At 70.0% G+C, this 23,489-nt stretch carries 22 protein-coding genes; 12 read left to right on the top strand and 10 right to left on the bottom strand.

Annotation, left to right across the window (positions count from 1 at the left end):
• Nucleotides 1-58: 58 nt before the first annotated feature.
• Entirely contained in the window at nucleotides 59-844 is a 786-nt protein-coding gene (locus BLASA_RS08610; RefSeq protein ID WP_166486520.1) for an SCO family protein, read from the bottom strand.
• 224 nt (nucleotides 845-1,068) lie between these two features.
• Here BLASA_RS08610 and BLASA_RS08615 point away from each other — a divergent pair, with 224 nt between their 5' ends.
• The 11 genes from BLASA_RS08615 to BLASA_RS08660 all read left to right on the top strand — a co-directional run bounded on the left by BLASA_RS08615 (nucleotide 1,069) and on the right by BLASA_RS08660 (nucleotide 13,428).
• Nucleotides 1,069-1,500: a CBS domain-containing protein gene (locus BLASA_RS08615; protein ID WP_014375716.1), complete on the top strand. Its 432-nt coding sequence runs from the start codon at nucleotides 1,069-1,071 to the stop codon at nucleotides 1,498-1,500.
• Between the two features lie 117 nt (nucleotides 1,501-1,617).
• Nucleotides 1,618-2,991: an MBL fold metallo-hydrolase gene (locus BLASA_RS08620; RefSeq protein WP_014375717.1), complete on the top strand. Its 1,374-nt coding sequence runs from the start codon at nucleotides 1,618-1,620 to the stop codon at nucleotides 2,989-2,991.
• Between the two features lie 115 nt (nucleotides 2,992-3,106).
• A complete protein-coding gene (locus BLASA_RS08625) occupies nucleotides 3,107-5,980 on the top strand; it encodes a heavy metal translocating P-type ATPase (protein ID WP_014375718.1) in 2,874 nt (957 codons plus the stop codon).
• Nucleotides 5,981-6,237: 257 nt separating this feature from the next.
• Nucleotides 6,238-7,101 carry a YihY/virulence factor BrkB family protein gene (locus BLASA_RS08630; RefSeq protein ID WP_014375719.1) on the top strand — a complete coding sequence of 288 codons (864 nt, stop codon included), beginning with the start codon at nucleotides 6,238-6,240 and terminating at the stop codon, nucleotides 7,099-7,101.
• A 495-nt stretch (nucleotides 7,102-7,596) separates the two neighbouring features.
• Nucleotides 7,597-8,184, top strand: a complete 588-nt coding sequence (locus BLASA_RS08635) for a DUF3105 domain-containing protein (protein WP_231839585.1) — start codon at nucleotides 7,597-7,599, stop codon at nucleotides 8,182-8,184.
• A gap of 193 nt (nucleotides 8,185-8,377) precedes the next feature.
• Complete coding sequence (locus tag BLASA_RS08640) at nucleotides 8,378-8,986, top strand: DUF305 domain-containing protein (RefSeq protein WP_231839586.1); 609 nt, start codon at nucleotides 8,378-8,380, stop codon at nucleotides 8,984-8,986.
• Nucleotides 8,987-9,312: 326 nt separating this feature from the next.
• Entirely contained in the window at nucleotides 9,313-10,311 is a 999-nt protein-coding gene (locus BLASA_RS08645; RefSeq protein ID WP_014375722.1) for an arsenic resistance protein, read from the top strand.
• A gap of 153 nt (nucleotides 10,312-10,464) precedes the next feature.
• Nucleotides 10,465-10,719, top strand: a complete 255-nt coding sequence (locus tag BLASA_RS25885; RefSeq protein WP_014375723.1) for a metalloregulator ArsR/SmtB family transcription factor — start codon at nucleotides 10,465-10,467, stop codon at nucleotides 10,717-10,719.
• A gap of 14 nt (nucleotides 10,720-10,733) precedes the next feature.
• Entirely contained in the window at nucleotides 10,734-10,877 is a 144-nt protein-coding gene (locus BLASA_RS25890) for a hypothetical protein (protein WP_231839587.1), read from the top strand.
• The gene (locus BLASA_RS08655; RefSeq protein WP_014375725.1) at nucleotides 10,874-12,838 is read left to right on the top strand and encodes a heavy metal translocating P-type ATPase; all 1,965 of its coding nucleotides are present in this window, start codon (nucleotides 10,874-10,876) and stop codon (nucleotides 12,836-12,838) included. Before BLASA_RS25890 ends, BLASA_RS08655 begins: the two co-directional genes overlap by 4 nt.
• Nucleotides 12,839-12,924: 86 nt before the next feature.
• On the top strand, nucleotides 12,925-13,428 hold the full coding sequence (locus BLASA_RS08660) for a signal peptidase II (RefSeq protein WP_014375726.1): 504 nt from the start codon (nucleotides 12,925-12,927) through the stop codon (nucleotides 13,426-13,428).
• 130 nt (nucleotides 13,429-13,558) lie between these two features.
• Here BLASA_RS08660 and BLASA_RS08665 read toward each other — a convergent pair whose 3' ends face one another.
• The 8 genes from BLASA_RS08665 to BLASA_RS08700 form a co-directional block, all read right to left on the bottom strand.
• A complete protein-coding gene (locus tag BLASA_RS08665; RefSeq protein WP_014375727.1) occupies nucleotides 13,559-14,551 on the bottom strand; it encodes a sodium:calcium antiporter in 993 nt (330 codons plus the stop codon).
• 495 nt (nucleotides 14,552-15,046) lie between these two features.
• Nucleotides 15,047-15,403 (bottom strand): hypothetical protein, encoded by a 357-nt coding sequence (locus BLASA_RS08670; protein WP_014375728.1) that lies wholly within the window; start codon nucleotides 15,401-15,403, stop codon nucleotides 15,047-15,049.
• A gap of 323 nt (nucleotides 15,404-15,726) precedes the next feature.
• Entirely contained in the window at nucleotides 15,727-16,575 is an 849-nt protein-coding gene (nadE, locus tag BLASA_RS08675) for an ammonia-dependent NAD(+) synthetase (RefSeq protein WP_014375730.1), read from the bottom strand.
• A gap of 95 nt (nucleotides 16,576-16,670) precedes the next feature.
• The gene (locus BLASA_RS08680) at nucleotides 16,671-18,023 is read right to left on the bottom strand and encodes a hypothetical protein (RefSeq protein WP_014375731.1); all 1,353 of its coding nucleotides are present in this window, start codon (nucleotides 18,021-18,023) and stop codon (nucleotides 16,671-16,673) included.
• 123 nt (nucleotides 18,024-18,146) lie between these two features.
• Nucleotides 18,147-18,929 carry an alpha/beta fold hydrolase gene (locus BLASA_RS08685; protein WP_014375732.1) on the bottom strand — a complete coding sequence of 261 codons (783 nt, stop codon included), beginning with the start codon at nucleotides 18,927-18,929 and terminating at the stop codon, nucleotides 18,147-18,149.
• A gap of 317 nt (nucleotides 18,930-19,246) precedes the next feature.
• Nucleotides 19,247-19,636 carry an ArsR/SmtB family transcription factor gene (locus BLASA_RS08690; protein ID WP_041776295.1) on the bottom strand — a complete coding sequence of 130 codons (390 nt, stop codon included), beginning with the start codon at nucleotides 19,634-19,636 and terminating at the stop codon, nucleotides 19,247-19,249.
• A gap of 195 nt (nucleotides 19,637-19,831) precedes the next feature.
• Nucleotides 19,832-20,191, bottom strand: a complete 360-nt coding sequence (locus BLASA_RS23395) for a hypothetical protein (protein ID WP_014375734.1) — start codon at nucleotides 20,189-20,191, stop codon at nucleotides 19,832-19,834.
• A 287-nt stretch (nucleotides 20,192-20,478) separates the two neighbouring features.
• Nucleotides 20,479-21,123 carry a class I SAM-dependent methyltransferase gene (locus BLASA_RS08700; RefSeq protein ID WP_014375735.1) on the bottom strand — a complete coding sequence of 215 codons (645 nt, stop codon included), beginning with the start codon at nucleotides 21,121-21,123 and terminating at the stop codon, nucleotides 20,479-20,481.
• 418 nt (nucleotides 21,124-21,541) lie between these two features.
• On the opposite strand from BLASA_RS08700, the gene BLASA_RS08705 reads away from it, so the two are divergent.
• Nucleotides 21,542-22,147 carry a cadmium resistance transporter gene (locus tag BLASA_RS08705; RefSeq protein WP_014375736.1) on the top strand — a complete coding sequence of 202 codons (606 nt, stop codon included), beginning with the start codon at nucleotides 21,542-21,544 and terminating at the stop codon, nucleotides 22,145-22,147.
• A 557-nt stretch (nucleotides 22,148-22,704) separates the two neighbouring features.
• On the opposite strand, the gene BLASA_RS08710 is transcribed toward BLASA_RS08705, so the two are convergent.
• Nucleotides 22,705-23,463, bottom strand: a complete 759-nt coding sequence (locus tag BLASA_RS08710; protein WP_231839588.1) for a DUF305 domain-containing protein — start codon at nucleotides 23,461-23,463, stop codon at nucleotides 22,705-22,707.
• Nucleotides 23,464-23,489 lie beyond the last annotated feature (26 nt).

Consider the following 23,489-nt stretch of genomic DNA (forward strand, 5'->3'; position numbering starts at 1 on the left):
AAGTCCCTGTGCAGAGGACCTCGGCCTCGCTCACCCTGGGCCCGGCTGGATCCCGCCGTCACCCGGCAGCGGCGAGCTCGGTGAGGTCTTCTGCGTACTGCTCGGGTGTCGTGCCGCCGGTGTAGACGATCGAGCGGTCGCCCGGGCCCCAGATGTAGACGGCACCAGCGTGGTCGATCCCGTACTCCTGGTGGGCATCGTCCCCGTCGTGGGGATGTGCCGGGGCGTCGGAGGCGGCGGGGACCTGTGCGGTCTCGGGGAGGTACAACTCGGTGAGCGCAGCCGCTGTGGCTTCGCTTCCCCCGATGAGCCCGGTGAATTCCGGGTCGAACCGGTCGAGCCACTCACGCAGGGCCGCCGGGGTGTCCCGAGCCGGGTCCTCGGTCACGAAGAGGACCTGCACGTGGTCCTGCAGCTCCGGTTCCAGCATCTCCCGGGCCAGTGAGAGGTCGGCCATCGTCGTGGGACACAGATCCGGACAGTGCGTATAGCCGAAGAACAACACCGTGACTTCGTCATCCGGCCGCTCGCTGAGGTCGAACACCTCCCCACTCGTCGTGAGGAGCTCCAGGTTCGGACGAGGCCGCGGGGGATCCATCACCGTCCCGTGGAAGCCGTCGTCTTCCGTGGTGATGGTTATCCCGTTTTCCGCTGAAGCGTCCACCGGGTCGGTGGCGTCGGCACCACAACCGGCCAACATCAGGCTGCCGAGGAGAACGGCAGCGCTCGCTGCCGTGCGACCGCGGACCACGCGCACGGAACCTCCCGAGTAGTACGAGGTGGCCGCGACGGGATGCTGACCCCTAGGCGACATAGTAAGCAGCGGCTCGTGGAGCCATCTCACCTGCCAGGTTAGGTCCGGAGCACACGGTCACCAGGGCAGACCGGCGCACTCAGGTCGGCATCCCGGTACGGGTGCCAGGAGCGGGACCGGCCTTCACCCGCGTACAGAGACGTGCACGGCCGGCCGGACCGGCAGCGTCGACAGAGAAGTCGACAGCCACGAGTACCGAGTACGAGTCCGGGTAGTAGCCGAGGGTCCGTTGCAACGACCATAGGGAGTGCCCAGTGCGCGTATCCGACGTCATGACCGCTGACCCGACCTGCTGTTCGCCGGAGACGACGGTCCGGGAAGCCGCTGAGCTGATGGCCGACAACGATTGCGGCTGCCTGCCCGTCGTGGACGAGGACCGCCACGTGGTGGGGGTGGTGACCGATCGGGACATCACCTGTCGGTGCGTGGCCCAGGGCAAGGACCCGGAAACGCCGGTCGCTGAGGTGATGACGTCCCAGGCCAGCTGTTGCGGTCCGGACGACGACGTCGATGAGGTTGCTCGGATCCTGAGCGACAGCAAGATCCGGCGGGTGCCGGTGGTCGACGCCGGCGGCTGCTGCGTCGGCATGGTTGCCCAAGCTGATCTCGCCCGTACGGACCAGCAGCAGGCCGGCGACGTGGTCGGCGAAGTCTCGGAGGGAACCGACTCGCCCTCCCGGGCCTGACGCTGGAGTCGCCAGTGCGGCATTGCGGATGAGACCGAGGTTCTGTCGTGCCGCGCCGGTGCCGCCCGGCGGCATGAGTGCCATCCGCTCCGATCGCATCCGCACGGAAGGACCGCGATGACCGTCGTAGAGACCATCGAGACATCCAGCCTGGGTGACCGCAGCTACCTGGCGACGGACGGCGAGGTTGCGGTGGTGGTTGACCCGCAGCGCGACATCGACCGGGTGCTGACCCTGGTCGACGCGCAGGGGCTGCAGGTGACCCACGTGCTGGAGACGCACATCCACAACGACTATCTGACCGGCGGGCTCGAGCTCGCCGCTCGGACGGGCGCCGTCTACGTCCTGCCGGCCGACAGCGGGGCGGAGTTCGACCACCTCAGCGTCAAGGACGGTGACGTGCTGGAGGCCGGGGCGATGCGACTCCGGGTCCTGCACACCCCCGGCCACACCCACCACCACGTCAGCTACGCCCTCCACGAGGCCGACGGGCAGGCCGTTGGCGTGTTCACCGGTGGATCGATGCTCTTCGGGGCGACCGGGCGCACCGACCTGGTCAGCCCCGAGGACACCACCGGCCTGACCCACGCCCAGTACCACTCGGTGCAGCGGCTCGTCCGCGAGCTACCGGCCGAGGCGGAGGTCTTCCCCACCCACGGCTTCGGCAGCTTCTGCTCCGCGACTCCGACCAGTGGCACCGCCTCGACGGTGGGGGAGCAGGTCGGGGCCAACCCTGCCCTGACCCTGGCGGAGCAGGAGTACGTCGACGCCCTGCTGGCCGGACTCGACGTCTATCCGGCCTACTACGCGCGGATGGGTCCGATCAACCGCAGTGGCCCGCCGGCGGTCGACCTCTCCCTCCCACAGCGGGTCGACGGCGCTGAGTTGCGCCGGCGGATCCAGGCCGGAGAGTGGATTGTGGACCTGCGTCACCGGGTGGCCTTCGCGGCCGGTCACCTGCCTGAGTCGCTGAACTTCGAGCTCGGTGACAACCTCGTCACCTACCTCGGCTGGCTCTACCGCTGGGACGCCCCGCTCACCCTGATCGGGGAGAGCGAGCACCAGATTGCCGACGCTCGGCGGGAGCTGGTCCGGATCGGCATCGACGAGCTGGCCGGCGCCGCGATCGATGACATGGAAGGCCTGGCCGATGACGGGGCGCTGCGCTCCTACCGGGTGAGCGACTTCGCCGGCCTGGCCGCCGAGCTCGAATGCGGGCCGGTGCAGATCCTCGATGCTCGCCGCGACGACGAGCGCGCCGCCGGGTTCGTTCGGAGCTCTCGGCACATGCCCCTGCACCAGCTCGCCGACCGCCTCGATGAGGTTCCCCAGGGCGAGGTCTGGGTCTACTGCGGGTCGGGCTACCGGGCTTCCATCGCCGCCTCGGTCCTCGACCGACCCGGCCGCCAGGTCGTGCTGGTCGACGACGACTACGGCAGCGCCAAGGAGCTCGGTCTGGAGGACGAACCCCGTGGTGGAGACCGACGGTGATGACGGCGGACTCACGGGCTACCGGGATTGCATCGTCCCGTCTGGGAGTTCGCGGCAGTGAGCACGGGCGAGCAGGACGCCGCACCTGTCTCGCGGGCTCGGCAAGGAGGAGAGCGTGACCACCACTGAGCTGCTCGTCGTCGCCGGGGGCGTCGCCCTGATGGGCGTTCTGGCCTGGTACTTCTTCGCCCCACGCAAGGCCACGCACGCCCAGGTCCAAGGCGGGCGTCAGGTCGTCGACATCACGGTCAAGGGCGGATACTCACCGAGCCTCATCCGGGTCCAGGCCGGCACCCCGGTGCAGCTGCGGTTCCATCGCCAGGAGAACAGCGATTGCACAGCCCGGGTGGTGTTCCCCGACCTGCGCAAGAGCGCCTCGCTGGCCGCCTTCGGCACGACGACGCTGGATCTCGCCATCGACCAACCCGGTGAATACGGCTGGGCGTGCGGGATGAACATGCTGCACGGCACCCTCATCGCCGAGGAAGGCGGCGACGGTGACGGGCTCCGCGCCAAGGCCGAGCGGGCCGAGACGCCCTTGGCGTCGCCAGACCAAGGCGGCGACGAGGTTGTCGAGGCCGCCCGGGGCGTCACGCAGGAGAACCGGGAAACCGCTCGCGCCGTCGGCGTCGGGCCCCGGGTGGACGACGTCGCGACGTGTGAACGGGCCGAATTCCTGCTGCCCGGCGCGCTCCGCAGCCTGCCCACCGACGTGGCACGCGCGGAAGCCCAGCTGCGAGCTGTCGGGGGTGTCGACTCCGCCCAGGTGAACTTCGGCGCGGAACGCGCGGTGATCATGTACTACCCGACGCTGGTCGACGTGGAGGGGCTGACGGAGGCGGTCGCGGCCGCCACCGGCTTCCCGGCCCGGCTCCGGGCCGAACCCGGAGCCGCCTCGACCGAGGACGCCGAGGCGGAGGCGCGCCGAGAGGAGGTCCGCGACCTGACCCGGCGCGTCGCCGTCGGTGCAGTTCTGAGCCTGCCGGTGGTGTACGCGACGATGGTCGGGCACTTCATCGGCGGCCAGTACGTGCCCGATCTCCTCGAGAATCCGTACATCCAGCTGCTGCTGACCCTGCCGGTGTTCTTCTGGGTCGGCTGGCCGATCCACACCACCGGATGGCGGGCACTGCTCAACCGCAGTGCCGAGATGAACAGCCTCATCACGCTGGGGACGATCGCCGCGTTCGGCTACAGCCTCGTGGTCACTGTCGTGCCAGGGGTTCTGCCCGAGGACGTGCGCGAGGTCTACTACGAGGTCGTCTCGGTCATCATCACGCTGATCCTCCTCGGCCGGCTGGTCGAGGCCCGCGCCCGAGCCGGCACCGGTGACGCCATTCGTGCCCTGGTCGAGCTCACCCCGGCCACGGCGCGCGTGCTCCGTGACGGCCAGGAGGTCGAGGTCGGCGTCGACGAGGTCGAGGTCGGCGACGACGTGCGCGTTCGACCTGGCGAGAAGATCCCGGTGGATGGCGAGATCGTCGACGGCGGCTCCACGATCGACGAGTCGATGGTCACCGGTGAGAGCGTCCCGGTCAGCAAGGCGGCCGGCGACGAGGTCATCGGTGCCACGGTGAACCAGACCGGCGCCTTCACGATGCGGGCGACCAGGGTGGGCTCGGAGACCGCCCTTGCCCAGATCATCAAGCTGGTCCAGGAGGCGCAGTCCTCCAAGGCACCGATCCAGCGGCTCGTCGATGCCGTCGCGAGCTACTTCGTGCCGGCGGTGGTCTTCATCGCCATCGCCACGTTCGTGTTGTGGTTCGTGTTCGGCCCGGCCCTGACCCTCGCAGTGATCGCTACGGTCAGCGTGCTGATCATCGCCTGCCCGTGTGCTCTGGGGCTGGCCACCCCCCTGTCGATCATGGTCGCTACCGGCAAGGGCGCCCACGCGGGGGTTCTGATCAAGAGCGCCGAGGCGTTGGAGACCGCCCACAAGCTCGACACGGTGGTGCTCGACAAGACCGGCACGATCACCCGGGGCGCACCGGCGCTGACCGACGTGATCGCTGTCGCCGGGCAGGACGAGGGAGAGCTGCTCGGTCTGGTGGCTTCCGCCGAGGCGGACAGCGAGCACCCGCTGGCCAGTGCGATCGTGGCGGGGGCACGTGAGCGCGGACTCGACCTCGTGCGACCGACCGCCTTCGACTCCGTCACCGGCAAGGGTGTTCGGGCGACGGTGGGCGGACAGGAGGTGCTGATCGGCAACGCACGCCTGCTGCGGGACGCCGGCATGGGGACCGGCGAGCTCGAAGACCACGCCCATCGGCTGGCTGATGACGGGAAGACCCCGATGTTCGTCGCCGTGGCGGGACGCCCCGCCGGTCTCATCGCCGTCGCCGACACGATCAAGCCCGACTCGGTCGCGGCCATCCGGGCCCTGCACGACCTGGGACTCGAGGTCGCGATGATCACCGGCGACAACGAGCGGACGGCACACGCGGTCGCCCGCCAGGTCGGCATCGACCGCGTCCTCGCCGAGGTGCTGCCGGAGCAGAAGGCCGCCGAGGTCCGCAGCCTCCAGGACGAGGGCAAGCTCGTGGCGATGGTCGGCGACGGCATCAACGACAGCCCGGCACTGGCTCAGTCCGACGTCGGTATCGCTATCGGCACCGGTACCGACGTCGCCATCGAGGCCGCCGACGTCACGCTCATGTCCGGCGAGCTGAGAGGTCTGGTCACTGCGATCGCGCTGTCCAAGGGGACCATGCGCAACATCCGGCAGAACCTGTTCCTGGCGTTCGGGTACAACACCGCCGCAATCCCCATCGCCGCCGGCCTGCTCTACCCGGTCACCGGTGCACTGCTCTCGCCGATGATCGCTGCCGCTGCCATGGCCCTGTCGAGCATCAGCGTCGTGGTCAACGCCGCTCGGCTCAACCGGTTCACCCCACCGCGGGTCGTCGCCACCGTCCACGAAGAGCGCGGGACGACGACGGCTCCGTCCACCGGTGCTGCGCTCGCTCCGCCGGAAGCGAAACAACGGTGACCTGACGTGCTCCCGATCTCTACCGCAACGGTGTTCGGGATGCAGCCCTCACCGGGGAGGGCCCGGTAGCTCTGATGCCACGGAACGACCGTAGAAGAGCGGCGATTACGATTCTCCGACGTTCCGCCGAGCCTGTCGTCACACCGGGGCCCGGGGCCGGCCCTCCAGCGTCCAAGCAGGGCTTTCTCGAGAGGTTCGAGAAGCGCGTCGCGCAGCACCGTCTCCGGTTCCGTGGACGTCCGCTGGGGCTGCTGAGCGTGCGCGTCGCCCGTCGCTTCGTGGAGGTGCGCGTCACCGGCCTCGCCGCGGAGATGACCTATTACCTCATCCTGTCCCTTGTACCTCTGGTGACCGCGCTAGGAGCCGCGCTGGGCCTCCTGGGCGACGTGCTGGGACCCTCCTCGGTCCGCAGCATGGAGACCGCCCTGATCTCCGCTGTCGAGGCGGTGCTCAGCCCGGAACTCGCTGCGGAGGTCGCCGTTCCGTTGGTCGAGCAGTTGCTGCGCCAAGAGCGGGTCGGGGTGGCGATCGGCAGCGTCGCCGGGGCGCTCTGGCTGGGCAGTCGGGTGTTCCGGGCAGCCATGCGTGCTCTCGGGGATGCCTACCAGGTCGACGAGCGCCGCAGACTCCCCGTGCTGTGGGGGCTGTCCCTCGTGTTCACGTTGGCAGCCGTCGTCGTCGTCGCGCTGCTGCTGAGCCTGATCGTGGTGGGTCCGCTTCTCGGCGGCGGGCGGTGGCTGGCCGACGTCCTCGGTACCGGGGAGCAGTTCGAGCAGGCCTGGAATCTCGGTCGCTGGCCACTGGTCCTGTTCGTGGGCGTCATCTTCCTGGCCTGGCTGTACCGGGTCGGCCAGACGGCGGACGACTCGTGGCGCGACGCGCTGCCAGGCGCTCTGTTGGCAACCGTCACGCTGGTCACCCTCGCTGCGGCCTTCCGGCTGTACGTGGACGTTGCGGGTCCGCAGGGTCCGGACATCAGCGGCGGGTCCGATGCCGTGGCCGTCGTGGGCCGGTTCATCGGCACGGCACTGGCCACGATGCTCTTCGGCTGGCTGGCAAGCATCGTCGTCCTCACGGGGGGCGTGTTCAACGCCGAATGGAACCGACTCAACAGGTCCTGATGCACGTGCACCCACCAGCGAACACCCAACCGACCGGCCCGATGCCCGGCGACTGAACGGGGTGGGGACCGGGGCGCTGCGACAACGACGGACAACCCGCCGAGACCGCGTCATCCGGCCATGTCAGAACGATGCCAACTATGCGCTATCGTAGATCGGTCGCACGCAGGGCTTCGCCGGGCGACCCACCACGTTGTCGGCCGGCCTCTCGGGCGGCTGTCTCCAGGGCCTCCCTGGGCGGGAGTGCCTCCGGTGGAAGGCAGCGACCACGTCGCGAACTGGCAGCGCGCTGTTGGCTGAGTTGGCAACCGGCGCCTCCGCGCGGCCTCGGATACACGTAGAAGGAGAGCCGTGGGCAAGGACCAGGAACCTCGCCAGGACCGTCGGGGTAGTGGATCAAGCCGATCCGGGGGCCGTTCCGGAGGACGCGGCCGTCCGCAGGCGAACGTTGTCACTGCGCAGCGACCGTGGGGACTGATCGCTGCGGCGATCGCCGTGGTGGTCTTTGCCGCGGCCGTCATCAGCTATGCCGTGGTACAGGTCGACAACGCCGAGGCCATGCGTGCCGATTCCGTCGAGGAGATCGACGGCATCGAGGTGTTCGACTACGCCGCCGGCCAGGAGCACGTGAGCAGCGAGGTCGACTACGACCAGACGCCTCCGGTGGCCGGGCCGCACGACGGGGTGTGGGCCGACTGCACCGGGACCGTGTACGACGTCGACATCCGGCACGAGAACGCCGTGCACAGCCTCGAGCACGGTGCCGTATGGATCACCTACGACCCGGAGGCAGTCTCCGAGGACGACATCGCCCTGCTCGCCGAGGTCGCTGACGAGTCCGGCCGGATGCTGTCGCCCTACGTTGGCCTGGATTCGCCGATCAGTGTCCAGTCCTGGAACCACCAGCTGAAGGTCGACTCTGCCACCGATCCACGCATCAAGCAGTACGCCGATTTCATGACCTTCAACGCCGAACTCTTCCCCGAGCCGGGGGCCACCTGTCAGAGCCCGCAGTTCCTGGCCGACCCGTTCGTGGAGGACGGCGCCGCCCTCGACCCCGACTCCGGGACGTCGGCACCGTGATGAGGTCGGCGTCCCGCGCACGCACCGCCGGATGGATTCGCCGGCGCGTCAGCGGGAGCGATCGACAGGTCATCCAGTTCCGGATGAGTTCCGTGCCGGGCGAGCGAATCGGAGATCAGACCGGTGGGGAGGGATGGTGACGGGAGAGACGACCGCTCGGTCGGGGTATCGCCGGCTGCGGGCCCTTTTGGGCGTGGTCATCGCAGTCGGGCTGCTGTTGCTCGGCGGCGGAGCGGCCGTGACGCTCGGTCTGGGTCGGGACGAGGCGCCCGGCGCGGATTCCGTGGACGCCGGCTTCTCGCGAGACATGTCCCGCCATCATCTGCAGGCAGTGGAGATAGCCAACCTGGCGTTCGAACGCACCGATGATCCAGAGATCGGCCAGATGGCGTTCGACATCTCGGCCACGCAGACCAATCAGGCCGGTCGCATGCAGGGCTGGTTGTCACTCTGGGGGATCCCACCCACTGGTGGTGAGACGATGGCCTGGATGGCGACCGACGAGCACGCCGGCCACGACGCGGCCATGGGGGCCGACGGCCTGATGCCGGGCATGGCCACCGAAGAGGAGTTGGCCGAGCTGCGCGACTCGTCGGGCACGGCATTCGACAGGCGCTTCCTGCAGCTGCTGATTCGTCACCACCAGGGTGGCCTGGAGATGGCGGAGGCGGCTGCGGATCGTGCCGAGGAGCAGGCGGTACGCAGTCTCGCGGGCACGATCGCCGAGACGCAGACGGCCGAGACCGCCACGATGACGAAGATGCTGAGTGCCCGCGGAGCAGCGCCGCTACCCGCACCCTGAGGGTCGGGCCGAGCGACCGCTGAACCACGGAAGGGGGCCCGTTGGACAGGGGCAGGCTCGGTCCGTGAACGATCTATCACCGATCATTCGACTGGGAGGTCGGGGACTTGACCAGGCCCTGACCGGCGAACCCCCTGTGCAGGACGGACATCCATGCTCCTAGCCCGTCCGATCGCCCTCGTCATCGCTGCTCGATTGCCCGCGGCCGGCTGGAGAAGCACATCCTCGACGGCGGCGACGTCGTGAGCCTGCCAGCGGAGCGAGCGGGCTGGCCTACCGCGCCTGATGATCCCGGCGCTGAGCCCACGTCCGGGATCGGCCGCGCCGTGAAATTCGGCGAACGCCACCAGGTGGCCATCTACCTTCTGACCCTGGCCGGTGCCGTGCTGTTCGGCGTGGCGGCCCCCACCACGGGGCCGGCGCTGGAGCATGGGATCGAGCCCGTGCTCGCGACTCTGCTCTACGCCACGTTTCTGCAGGTTCCGTTCACGTCGCTGAACCGCAGCTTTCGGGACGGCCGCTTCTTGTCGGCCGTCCTGGTAGTGAACTTCCTGGTGGTTCCCCTCGTCGTGTGGGGCCTGACCCTCGCGCTGCCGGATGACCGCGCGGTTCTGCTGGGCGTGCTGCTGGTGCTGCTCGCGCCGTGCGTCGACTACGTGATCGTTTTCGCGGGCCTGGCCGGAGGGTCGGCGCAGCGTCTGCTCGCTGCCGCGCCGCTGCTCATGCTCGCCCAGATGGTCCTGCTACCGCTCTATCTGCTCTTGTTCCTGGGCTCGGACCTCGCCGCCATCGTCGATCCCGCTCCGTTCGTCGAGGCGTTCGTCGTCCTGATCGCGATACCGCTGACTCTGGCCCTGTGCACCGAGCTGCTCGCCAGACGACACCGCGCTGGTGTGATGATCACGCGGGTGATGACCGCACTGATGGTCCCGCTGATGGCCGCCACGCTGTTCACCGTGGTGGCCTCCCAGATTCCCCAGGTCAGCGACAGCCTCGGAACCGTCGCCCGGGTCATCCCGATCTATGCAGCGTTTCCGGTCATCATGGCCGTGGTTGGACGGGTGGCCACGCAGGTGTTCCGTCTCGACGTTTCCGCAGGCCGGGCACTGAGCTTCAGCGGCGCCACCCGCAACTCCCTCGTGGTGCTACCCCTCGCGCTCGCTCTGCCTGAGCCGTACGCAATCGGTGCGGTCATCGTGGTGAGCCAGACTCTCGTCGAGTTGGTCGCCATGGTCGTCTACGTGCGGGTCATCCCACGCCTGCAGCCGGCAATACCGGGGCGTTCGAAGGGACGGCGGCTGAGGTGCTGGGCGTCATCGTCATGAACCGCACTTGGCGAGGGATCGGGTCAAGGTGACGCTAAGGGCTCTGCAGTCGAGCCGGCCGGTCGTGAGGCGGGCGCGGATCATCGGGCGCCCTCTGTTGAGCGGCGCCGCGCGTCAGTTTGTCGCACTGTCCCGGCGCGCTATCATCGTCCGGTGACGATTGCTGAGGCGCCGACGGAAGCCGTCCCGCGAGCAGCTCTGGCGTCGGCGGGGACGCTGTTCCACGGTCTCGGTGACTCCGCCCGCCTCGCGTTGCTGCGTCGCCTCGCCGAGGGCGAGGCCCGAGTCGTCGACCTTGTAGCGGAGCTCGGCATGGCGCAGTTCACGGTGTCGGCACACCTGGCTCGCCTGCGGGACTGCGTCCTGGTCGACTTCCGATCCCGAGGCCGCGCCTGGTGTACTCCCTGACCCACCCTCAGTTGATGGACCTGCTCGCCACGGCGGAAACGCTGCTCGCCGCCACCGGCAATGCGGTCGCCGTCTGTCCCGGCTTCGGCGCCCCTCGACCGCAGCTCCGACCCACCACCCCGGCCGAGACCACCCACGACGAGGAGAGCACCCGATGAGCGACGCCTGCGGCTGCAGCGACGACGAGACGACCTCGGCCGGCAAGGAGGCCGAGGAGCACGAAGCCGAACGGCTCTGGCAGGTCCGGGAACTGCAAGCCGCGGCGGTCGCCGGGGTGCTGCTCGTCGCCAGCCTGGTCGCCGGAGGCGCCGACCGTCCCGGACTGCAGCTCGGCCTCGAGGTGGCCGCCCTGGCGGTCGGCGCCTGGACCTTCGTCCCGTCCACGCTGCGCCGGCTGGCGAAGGGCAAGATCGGCGTCGGCACGCTGATGACGATCGCCGCCGTCGGGGCAGTGCTACTCGGCGAGGTCGGCGAGGCCGCGACGCTGGCCTTCCTGTACTCGATCAGCGAGGGCCTGGAGGAGTACTCGCTGGCCAAGACCCGCCGCGGGCTCCGCGCGCTGCTGTCCCTGGTGCCCGAGCAGGCGACCGTTCTGCGCGGTGGGGTCGAGCAGGTAGTGGCTCCCGCCGAGCTGCGGGTCGACGACGTCATGGTGGTCAAGCCCGGCGAGCGGATCGCCACCGACGGCGTCATCGGCAGCGGGCGCACCGCCCTCGACGTCTCGGCGATCACCGGCGAATCGGTGCCGGTGGAGGCCGGGCCGGGCGACGAGGTCTTCGCCGGGTCCATCAACGGCACCGGTGTGCTCGAGGTGCGGGTCACCACCACCGCCGCCGACAACTCCCTGGCCCGGATCGTGCGGATCGTGGAGGCCGAGCAGTCCCGCAAGGGCGAGGCCCAGCGCCTCGCCGACCGGATCGCCAAGCCGCTGGTGCCCGGCGTGATGATCGCCGCGGTCGTCATCGCCGGCATCGGCAGCCTGCTCGGCGACCCCCTCGTCTGGATCGAGCGCGCCCTCGTCGTGCTCGTCGCAGCCTCTCCCTGCGCTCTGGCCATCTCCGTGCCGGTCACCGTCGTCGCCGCGGTGGGCGCAGCCAGCCGCCTCGGCGTGCTGGTCAAGGGCGGCGCCGCCCTGGAGGCCCTCGGCGCGATCCGCGGGGTCGCGCTGGACAAGACCGGCACGCTGACCCGCAACCGGCCCGCGGTGGTGGAGGTCGCCACCGTCCCGGGCGTACCCCGCGAGCAGGTGCTGGACGTCGCCGCGGCGCTGGAGGCCCGCAGCGAGCATCCCCTTGCCCGGGCGATCCTGGCCTCCGTTCCCGGCGCCGAACTGGCCGACGACGTCGAGGCCGTCGTCGGAGCCGGGCTGGTCGGACGGGTGGCCGGCCGCCCGGCACGGCTGGGCCGTCCCGGCTGGATCGAGGCCGGCGTACTCGCCGGCGACGTGCAGCGGATGCAGCATGCCGGCGCCACCGCGGTGCTGATCGAGCTCGACGGGCAGCTCATCGGGGCGGTCGCCGTGCGCGACGAGCTGCGCCCGGAGGCGGCGGAGGTCGTCGCCCGGCTGCGCCGCGACGGCTACACCGTGGCCATGCTGACCGGCGACAACACCGCCACCGCCACGGCCCTGGCCCGGGAGGTGGGCATCGAGCAGGTGCACGCGGAGCTGCGCCCGGAGGACAAGGCCCGGCTGGTCGCCGACCTGCGTGGACAGCGGCGCACCGCGATGGTCGGTGACGGCGTCAACGACGCCCCGGCGCTCGCCACCGCCGACCTGGGCATCGCCATGGGCGCGATGGGCAGCGACGTCGCGATCGAGACCGCCGACGTGGCGCTCATGGGCGAGGACCTGCGGCACCTGCCGGAGGCCTTCAGCCACGCCCGCCGCGCGCGCCGGATCATGCTGCAGAACGTCGCCCTGTCCCTGGCGATCGTGATCGGTCTGATGCCGCTGGCGCTGTTCGGCGTCCTCGGCCTGGCCGCCGTCGTGCTCGTGCACGAGGTCGCCGAGGTCTTCGTCATCGCCAACGGCGTGCGCGCCGGCCGGACGAAGCCGCTGGCGCCGGTGTCCATTGCCCCGGCGTCGGCGCCCGGCGAGTTGACCGGCGCCGTCCGGTGACCGGGGCCGGGGGCTCCGGTCCAGGGCGGGTCCGGCCGGTCCGTCGGCGACTGTGGGCGGCGGCGACCGCGGCAGCAGTTGCGGCGGTGGACCTCACCGCGAAGGCCTGGGCGCAGAATCATCTGTCGGGGACCGGGGTGGAGCTCGGGCCGGTGGATCTGCGGCTGGGCTACAACCCGGGTGTTGCGTTCTCCGTCGGCGCGGAGGCCCCGGCCTGGCTGGTCATCGCCGTCACCGCCGCGATCACCGCCGGCGTGGCCGTGTTCGCGTGGCGCACGGCTTCCCGGGGGAGCCGCGGCCAGCTGGCTGCGCTGGCCCTCATCCTCGGCGGTGCGGTGGCCAACCTGGCCGACCGCGCCGCGGACGGTGTGGTCACCGATTACCTGCACACCGGTTGGTGGCCGACGTTCAACCTCGCCGACACGGCGATCGTCACCGGCGGCCTGCTGTTCGCGATCACCACCTGGCGCAGCGACGAGGGCGAGTCTCGCGCTGCCGCTGGACACGGGACTGAGGGATCGGCCGTCGAGTCAGGGCCGGCGTCCGCCCCACCCAACAGCCCCCGCGGCTCGACGTCGAGCGGCGAATAAGCCGCGCCCGAAAAACGACGGACCCGGGGCCGGCGGCGCAGCCCATACCGAGAAGTCCAAGGCATGGCCAGCACGCCGAGGACCTGGAGAAGCTCCTTCACCGTCCTCCAGGGGCTCAACGGACAGCCGGCTACGAGACCACGAGCATGAACCCGACCACTGCGATGTAGACCACAACGGCCGCCCCGAAGACGAGTACGTCCCGAAAGAGCAGGGAGTACTGATCACCCAGCTTGTGGCGCCGGCTGAGGACGGCGAACAGGATGGGCATGAGTGCGACGAAGCCCATGACGACGAGGACGATCGGATAGTTGTCCACGGACACGCCGACGATCGCGAGCGGGAGCACAGCGAGCGTGAAGGTCATGGCGTGGTCCGCGAACACGCTGGTGACTCCACTGGTCACCTGACCGCTGCGGACCACCGACCAGGTGGTGAACACCTGCGGCAGCGCGGTCATGAATGCCGTGATGAAGAGACCGCTGACCAGGGGCTGCAGCCCGAGGGTGGACCCGATCTGCCGCGTTCCGGTCACCAGGATGTAGGAGCCCACCGCGAGGACGGCAACGCCGGCGACCGCGCGCAGCGTTTGCTTCGTCGACCAGGAGACCTCGCCACGCTGACCGCCACGCCCGCGTAGCAGGGCCTGGGTGAGGAAGGCGACGTACACCAGAACCGCGATGACGCCATCGATGAGCTGCAGGCCCCGCCACGGAGCGGGCAGGACCAGCAGCGCAAATACGGCCACGGTGGCCAGGTAGGGCAGGGCGTCGACGAGCACCGAGTCCTTCTCCACCGTCAGGCCGCCCGACTGAGCATCTCTGTCCTGGTCGCGGCGGTTCTTTCGGCTGGCAGCGAAGGCGACTGCCACGGTGATCGGAATAGAGACGACCGTCGAACCGAGCATGCTGCCCAAGCCGATCGAGGCGGTCCCGGTCACGGCGCTCACGGTGTTGATCCCGACATCGGGGCTGGCGCTGCCCAGGGCGACGAGCGGCCCACCGGCCGCGCCGGTGAAGCCATACCGGCGGCGCACTGCCTTGAGTGGCGCAGCAAGCTGCTCGGCGCCCCATCGCGTGGCGAATGCAGCGACGATCAACCCGGGCACCCAAAGCCAGACCACTTTGTCTCCGTTCGTTGTCCCACCAGGGGCGGACCATCAGCTGCTACGAGGCGTCACGGTCGACGCAAGGCGGGTGAAGGCGTGGCGATTGGTGACCCGCGCCGACCAGCGGTCGTCGCAACACCCGGGTCGCTGATTCGGAGAGCCAATTTTCATGGTGTGACCCGGGCGCCGGTGATGTGGCTCGTGGCTGACGCCTGCAGGACAATGCCGACCTGCCGCTGCCCACGCGGGGTGCTCTCCCACCGGCCAGTCCGACCTTTGCAGCCTTCAACAGCCGCGCGAGCGCGTCATGGCCATCCGCGGTCTCATCAATTCCGGTTCGGGGAGGTTGATGACTGCCACACCGTCGGCCACGCCGGATGGACGCCCAGCGAGTACAGCCGACCGCCGTCGTTGCCGGCGACTGCCCCGGCCGAGGTTCGCGACCCCGTTCTCCATGGTTCCCGCCCAGGGAGCCGGCCTTGCGGCGCCTTCATGATCCTGCGGTGGCGCTCAGCCTTCTCCAACCGCAGAAGTGCCGAACATCAGGGTCCGCCGGCCGATGTCGTACTGCACATGTTTTCTCGACGACAGCAGGTCCTGCAGAACATCAGCGTCATCGGCGTCCACGGTGAGGACCTCCTCCCAGGCTCCCGGGTCGAGCACCAGCTGCAATGTGAACACGCCCTCCTCGCCCGGCTCCTGCGCGACCCAGGAAAACTGGTAGTGGCTGACCTGACGGACCCGGATGCTGTCGTCGGTCACCGGCTGTCGCACCAACGGCGGCTGCGGGACCTGACCCTGCTGCCCGCTCTCCTGCTGCGGGGACTGGCCCTGCTGTACGGACGGCGACTGTGGCGACTCGCTCATCGGTTCTCCTCGGTTGTACGGGTCGAAGTTCCGGACGGTGCTACCAGAGCCGTAGGCGTGAGATCGGTGGGACAAACCTTGCCGTGGAAGTCCGTCTCCGAACCTCACAAGGTGGACGGAGGACGCGGCTCGTGGGTCGGCGCGGTGGAGTTTCACCGCACGTGGGGGCGTAGTCCTGCAGGACGGCGCCGCTACGTGGCCGGGTGAGATCGTGCCGCCGAGGCAGCCGGTAGCGATCCCGCCCGAGTTTCAGCTATGGCCCGCCCGCCAGGGGGCGATCGCCCGCGACGGCTGACAGACCGAGCGGTTGTCGGCATGGACCCTCAACCCGCGCAGCCTGGCGGCCGCGGCGGTGGAACGAGCGGCCCGCTCCGTTTGTGGGCGGTGGCGGTGTAGTGGCGTGTCATCGCTGCGTGGACCTCTGGGCTGACCGGTAGCCCTTCGAGGAAGTCGTCGATCTCGGCATAGCGGAGGCCGAGGACCTCCTCGTCGGGCAGCTGGGGACGCTGGGACTCCAGGTCAGCGGTGGGAACCTTCGTGATGATGCGCGCAGGCACACCCAGGTGTTCGGCGAGAGCCCGTACCCGGCGCTTGGTCAGCCCGGCGAGCGGATTGGCGTCAACTCCGCCGTCTCCGAACTTGGTGAAGAAGCCGGTGACGGCCTCGGCGGCGTGGTCGGTGCCGATCACCAGGCCGTCGAGCGCCGCGGCGATGGCGTACTGGGCGACCATGCGCTGGCGTGCCTTGATGTTGCCCAGGGCATGGTCCTCTTTCTCGGCGGAAGGAAACCGCAGTCCCGCCGCCGACAGGCTGACCAGGGCAGCATCGCTGGCCGGCTGGATGTCGACGGTGAAGAGGCAATCGGGTTCGATGGTGTCGAGGACCAGCCGGGCGTCTGCGTCGTCCTGCTGCTGTCCGTACGGAAGACGCACCGCCGCCAGCGCGGCCGATCCGGCTGGGCGACGGCGGACGGCTCGGCGACAGAGCATGCCGACCGTCGCCGAATCGACGCCACCGCTGATGCCCAGCACAAGGGTGCGCAGACCGGTCGCGGTCAGCAGCTCGGCCAGGAATTGGCTGCGGCGGTCCGCTTCCTCGGCCACATCGAACTCGAGGCGCACTCCGAGTTCTCGGGCGATGCGTCGCTGGGCATCCGTCGCGTCGTCGGTCACGCGGTAATCCCTTCTGCAAGTGGAATGAGCCCGGTCGCCGGGATCGCTGCAACCCAACCCGGCTGCGACCGGCGGTTGTCGGCCAGGTTCGGCCGTCACGGACCGGCGGGATCGCCGTCCGGACGCGCTACTGCCATAGGAGGCGCGGCTTCGAGCCCGGTGAGCATGTCTGCCACGCCCAGTGGCGGCCACGAAGCGGCGGCCGTCGGCAGCGACCGGAGCGCGGACGTGTAGCGGACGAAGGCGGTGAAGTCGGCGGGAAAGGCGTCGGCGTCGACGCCGAGCAGCCGTCCGCGTCGCTGCGCACGCCCGGCCAGGGCTTCCCATGACCGGGCGTCGACCTGTCCGCGCGATGGAACGCCGTTGCTGAACAGCAGGATGTCGACGTCTTCGTAGGTTGCGCGGTCGAGATACTCGGCGAGGTCCGCCGCGGCGCTGCGCACCGGGAAGAAGGTCCAGAACGGTACCGAGGCCGTGGTGAGGGTCCGCCAGGGATCGTGCACGATGAAGGAGCTCACCAGCAGCCGCTGCGCCGGCTGCCCCCGCTGCCGCAGCCAGTCGCGGAAGATGTCGGCGACCCCCGCCGCAGGGTCCTGCGGGTGGCCGTAGCTCACCTCGACCACCGGATGCCCGTTCCGCGTCGCCCAACCGCGGATAGCCTCACCGAGCGCCTCGGCGAACCCCCACTCGGCCTCGGCGGCGACCTCATCGGTGCCGGGCGCCCCGGGCTCGGCCGAATACTCCTCGGCGGACATGCCGCCCTGCGCGCCGTACTGGAAGACGTGCCGCGGTCCCACCCGGGTGACCGGCCACGAGGACCGGTCACGCACGACGATCACCGGCGCGCCCGGCTCCAGCGTCTCGGCCAGAAAGGCCTGGTACGCCTGCGGAAGGACATGCCACTTCACCCGGAAGTACGCCATCTGGGAGGCGCTGAGCGCGTCCTGGTTCGCGTCGTGCATGTGGTGCAACTCGATCGTCGGGTTGCCTTCCAACAGCGCCGGCGCGTGCCGGGCGCCGAAATCGAGCGCCGCGGCGGCGTCGCGCGGATCGGCCCGGGGCCTGCGGACGGGCACGAGCAGGGTCTGTGGGAGCCAGGGCAGGCCGGCGGCGGCCGCCAAGTGGGCCAGCGCCCCGTTGGACGAGCCGAGCAGCACGCCCGGATAGCGGCGCGCCGGATAGTGCGCGGTGATCCACGCCGCGACCCGCTCGAGGTCGACCTGGTCGAGTCGGTCGGGCGGAACACCTTCCTGACCGCTGGCGATCGCGTAGACCCGGCGGCGCAGGCTCAACGGCAGTAGCGCGCTGGCGCGCACCAGCGGGACCTTGAGGCTGGACTGCCCGAGGTAGGGAAAGTCTCGTCCGTCGAGGGCTCGTGCCAGAGCCGTCAGGAAAGCGCTGGAGGAGTCGAAGGAGGCGATGGCCTTCTCCGGCGGTACGCCGGTCACCGGAGACCCCGGTAGCAGGCACACGCGTCGCCGGCTCCACCACGGTTGCCGGTCACCGCCTGCGGGCTGCCCTGTGGCGCGGTTGCGCGTCTCATCGTTTCTTGGCTCCGTTCCTGACGCAATTCAGGAGACCGCTGAGGAGGCTCGAGTGGCGAGACGGTGCAGCGGGTCTGACCACGCGTGCGGATCGAGCCAGACGAAGGCGTGCGCGCCGGGCACCGTGACGTGATCGCCGTTCGGCGTGGAGCCGGCCAGGTCCCGCATCCAGCGCTCGGTGCTGAGCCGGTCCTGCTCGCCGCGGATGGCCAACACCGGCACGTGCAGGCGCGTGACCTGCTCCTCGAGCCGGTCGGCGAGATGGACCCTGATCAGGTGAACGATCCCGCGCGGTCGGGCGCGCTTCCACTCCGGGATGTGGTTGGCCTCCAGGCCGGGCGAGGGCGCTCGCGCGTCCAGGCGCCAGCGAAACAGCAACCTGGGCAGGGACCGCGCCATCGGGTCGACGGTGGGGCTGACCAAGCCGACGGCGGCCACCCGCTCAGGGCACAGCACCCCGGTCCACGCCGCCACCTGCGTGCCACTCGAATGTCCCACGACCACGGCGCGGTCGAGCCCCGCGGCCTCGAGCCAGTGCGCGACAGTGTCCGCGTAGCCGCGAACGTCCAGGTAGCGCGTCGGCTCGCCGCTGCCGGCGTAGCCGGGCAGGTCGAGCAGGTGTACTTCCGTCCAGTCGCCGAGGACGGCACAGGCCGGAAGTAGATGGTCGGAGACCGCCATGCCCTGCACGACGACGACTGGGAGGACGCCGGGAGACCGATGGCCCAGCACCCGCGTGCGGATGCGCCCCTCGGGCACGTCGGTGTAGCGGAGCAGCATCTCTCGCGGCAGCGGGGGAGGGGTCGGCATGCGCCGGTCCTACCCGGCAATCTCGGAGACGGGCGCGCATGACACCTGTCGGCTGTGGCGAGATCGACACGCGGTCGGCGACGGGGCGGGGCTGGCCCAGGACACCAGCCGGCGGGGCTTGCCACGCCACCGGTTAGCGTCCGCCCGGAGACGTGCGGGGCGCGGTCCGATCTCCACGTTGCCGCGATGGTCTCGCTGGGCGATCGACGAGAGGCCAGCTGCGAACCGTCTCGATGCCGGCAACCCGTCCGACACGCCTGCCCGGCGACTGTGCCCGCTCGGCCAGCCCCGGGGCGGCGTGCTGGCGGACGGCACTGTCATTCCCCGCGCTCGGTGCGGGCGGCGGAGCCGTGGTTGGGGCAGAGGTCGACGGCGTCGCCGGTCTCGGCGAGCAGCCGCTCTGCGGCGGCCAGCAGCTCCATCAACCGCGGCTCGGCCGCGAGAGAGAACATCGACGCGCGGCCCTGGGGTCGGGAGGTGACCAGTCCACAGTCGCGTAGGCAGGCCAGATGCGCGGAGACGGTGGACTGGGCCAAGCCCAGGTGCGTCGTCAGGTCCACGACCCGGTGTTCGCCGACGGCCAGATGGCGCAGGATCGCCAGCCGGGTCGGGTCGGACAGGCTGTGGAACAGGGACGCCGCCGGGGACAGCGCCTGCGCCTCGTTGACCGTCGGCGGCGACGCGTCAACATTGCTGCGCGCTTTCATCGTCACAGAGCGATGTTAGGTGCTGCCCGGGGCCGGTGGCAACCGGGTCGCCAACGCCTGACCCGCGGGGTGCAGTTCGGCAACCGGTTCACTGCAGCGGTTCGACCAGCCGGGACTTGCCGCCGGGGGAGGGCCGCGGTGGCTCGTTATCGAGCACGACGGCGACGTCCAGGCCGTGGCTGCGCAGCAGCGGGGTCATCCCGCCGACAGGGTGCGCCACACCGCGGTGCGGTCGGCTCCCGGAGTCGACCGGAGCCGCACGCTGACCGTGGCCGGTGCCGTCTGCCGGATCTGGGCAAGCCCGATGCCGGGCACCCGGTCGAGGACGGCGGAGAGGGTGAGCGGGGTGTCGGTCAACGGGGTTCCGTGGGCGGCCGGGAAGATGAGTACGTCGGCGGTGCGGCCGTGCACCTGGATCGTCGGCAGGGGCCTGCCGCAGGGGCAGGGGTCGGGGCGGACGAGCACGCCGTCGCCGAGGTCGTAGCGCAGGATCGGCTCTACCCGGTTGGCCAGGTTGGCCAGGTTGGTCAGGTTGGTCAGGTTGGTCAGCAGCACGGTGTGGGACTGCTGACCGGGCGGAACAGAACGGTATTGGGGGTCGACCGGCTCGAGGATCGCCCAGTCGCTGTTGACGTGCAGCCGACCGTGGCGGCAGCGGCCAGCGGCTGCGGGCGAAGGCGACCGTGCCGGCCAGCCGGGTGCTCTGACGGGCCGTACCCGCGGCCGGGCCGCCGCGGTACGCACGGCGTGCGCCGAGCGGAGGGGGAGGACATGCGGGTCGGCCGACGCGTCCGGCGCGGAGGCGAAATAGCGGGGGAGCGGAATGAGCATGGCCGGCCCACTCAACCGGGTGAAGGAGCCGGCCGGTCAGCGACGCCGAGAAGGTAGTGGCCGCGGACACGGGTCAGCCACCGCTGACCTACGACCAGGTCCTGCCGCTCGAGCTCGGCGATGAACCCTGCGGCGGTGAACCGGTCGCGTGTCGGGTGGTCGAACAGCCACCGGTAGCCCCGGGTGGCCAGCGCATCGGCGGTGACCTCGTCGAAGTAGAAGCGGCCACCCGGCCGCAGCACTCGAGCGACTTCACCCACGGCCGCGCGCCAATCTTCGACGTGGTGCAGGATCCCGAACTCGAACACCGCGTCATAGCTGCCGTCGGCCGCCCCCAGCGCCTGCCGCAGGTCGGTCACGTCCCCGGTGACGAGCCGAACCCTGTCGCCATAGCCGCTCACCCGTCGGCGCGCACGATCGACCATCTGAGGATCGAGATCGACAGCGTCCACCTTCTCGGCGCCGAACTGTTCGAGAACCAGTTCGGTGCCGTAGCCGGCGCCGCAGCCCAGTTCCAGAACCCGTGCCTTCGGTGGCAGCTTGCCGCCGAGTCGCAGCAGCGCCGGAGTCTCGTACCAGCGCTGCAGCGCCCGTCGGGGCCGACTGTCCACGAGTGCGGTCTCTATCCGGTTCATCAGCATGTCGCAGTCGCCCATCGCTGGATCGCAGTAGCATCGTCTTGAAGCGATGAATAGCAGGGTGCCTCTGCTCTGTCCAGCCCCTCGCCGACTGGCGCCACGGCGAGGCGCGCCGTCGTCGGCCACGCCCATGGTCGGTCTGCGATAGCCCCGGCGTTATTCGCACGCACCGTGGCCGCATCATCGGATAGAACTGCTAGCATCGCCGCATGGCGATGACTCCGCGGCGCTGCGTGGGTGGATGGCCCGTGCTGGCACCAGCCCTTGTGGTGGCTCGAAGCCCCGCTTCTTCGTTTCACATCCAAGCGGTAGCTGACGAGTCGGTGCCGCAGCACGGTGGCTGCTCCTTTCCCAGAGGGCCCAGCGACAGGCCACTTTTCCGAGCGCCAACCTCTCGCCGGCCGGCCGATGCCGGTGCCCTACACAGAAGGCAGTGATGGAACTCCTCACCTGGACCCTGCAGGCCATCGGCCTGTTCTTGGCCACCAACATCGACGACATCATCGTGCTGTCGCTGTTCTATGCCCGGGGCGCCGGCCAGCGCGGCACCACCGCGAAGATCCTCGTCGGCCAGTACCTCGGATTCGGCGCCATCCTGGCCGCGGCGGTGCTCGTCGCCCTGGGCGCGCGCAGCTTCCTGCCCGAGGAAGCCATCCCGTACTTCGGACTCATCCCGCTGGGCCTCGGCCTGCTCGCGGCCTGGCGGGTCTGGCGCAGTGATGACGATGACGATGACGACGAGGGCAAGGTCAGCGGCAAGACGCTCAGCGCGCTGACCATCGCCGCAGTCACCTTCGCCAACGGCGGGGACAACATCGGCGTGTACGTGCCGGTCTTCGCCACCGTCGGCACGGCGGGGATCCTCGCCTACTCGGTCGTCTTCCTCGCCCTGGTGGCCGTGCTGGTCGCCGCGGCGCGCTTCGTCGCCACCCGCAAGCCGATCGCGGAAGTGCTGGAGCGTTGGGAGCACGTGCTGTTCCCGATCGTCCTGATCGGCCTGGGCGTCGTCATCCTGGTCGAGGGCAGAGCCTTCGGCCTGTAGCCCGCGCCCGCGGAGCCGCATCGGCCTCCGATACCCGATGCGGCTCCGCGACCGGCGTCTCGGCTCAGCCGCCACGCCTGCCCAGCAGCGCCACGCTTAAGTAGCCTTACCAACGCGCCGTGCCGGGCACGGGACTGGACCGTCCCCGGTTCTCCGGACACAGCCGGCCGGAACTGGAACCGATCGCCGCCGATGCCAAGGCCCGGCTCCAGGAGGCACTGCGCACTGTCGCTGACCGAAGCGCTTGACTGCACCGGACAAGCGGGCCCTCCGACCGGCTCGGTATCGACGCCGGAATCGGTACGGCCCCGGGCGCGCACAAGCAGGCCGGAGGACGACGGGGGTCCGCTGCCAACCACGGGGCTCTGCACCTGGTCGGCCTTGCCGTCAGAGGCTGCTGTCCGGCGGCTGGTTGGTGTCACGTTGGTGGGGGTCAGTCCGCAAGGCTGAGAACCGAGTTGGGCCGCCAGGTCGCGCCGGCGGCTACTTCCTGCTCCAGCGGCGGCCCCTTGGCAGGGTGCTCACTCACTGGCCCGGGTGCGCCGGCCATGCCGTGGTCAGTCCGAGGGCGGGCAGTCCCGTGACGCGGAGGCGTCGAACTCGGGAACCGGTCGGGCCTCGGCTTCCTCAACCGTGTCGGCGATCCCGTTCTCAGCGATGTCCTCGATCAGCCAATCCATCTCGTCGATCTCCCGCATCTGCGCCTCGCTGATCTCCACGGCCAGCTGGCACACGCGCACGTCCGAGAGTTCAGACCGCTCGGAGCGGGTGATCGCCATCGAGTGGTGCGGGATCATCGCACGCATCCAGGCGGTGTCCTGCACGGTCGTCTGAGTGCGGTCGAGAAGCACCCCGAACCCCAGGAGCAGCAAGCTCGCCGCGACGATGGCGACGTTGGCCTTCATGTTCTTGTACATGTTCAGCATCCAGCCGAGCATCACCAGCCCCATGACCCCGCCCATGGTGATCGCCATGAACACGCGGCTCTGGCTGAAGCGGATGTGGCTCCACTCGACGCGGACGCGACCACACCACTCCACCCCGCTTCGGACGGCATCCCAGCCCATGGACCGGAGCTCTGGGTCATCTGCCTGGCTGTGCTGTTTGCGGCGCTGGCGCTGGCGCTGGTGAGCGTCGCGACGCTGTTCCGTGGGCGAGCCGCCCTCGTCGTGCGAGGCCCGCCTCCTTCGCTGCGTGGGCTCCGGCAGCGCTTCCGCCTGCCCCCTGCGCCGGATCTCTCCGCTCTCTGCCTCCTGCGGATCTAGGCCGAACGCCCCGACCCCGCCAGCGCCTGCTGCACGGGGTCGATCAGGCACGCCCAGATCCCAATGACAGGAGACTT

Origin of the sequence: Blastococcus saxobsidens DD2, assembly GCF_000284015.1 — a bacterium.
Taxonomy (GTDB): Bacteria; Actinomycetota; Actinomycetes; order Mycobacteriales; family Geodermatophilaceae; genus Blastococcus; species Blastococcus saxobsidens_A.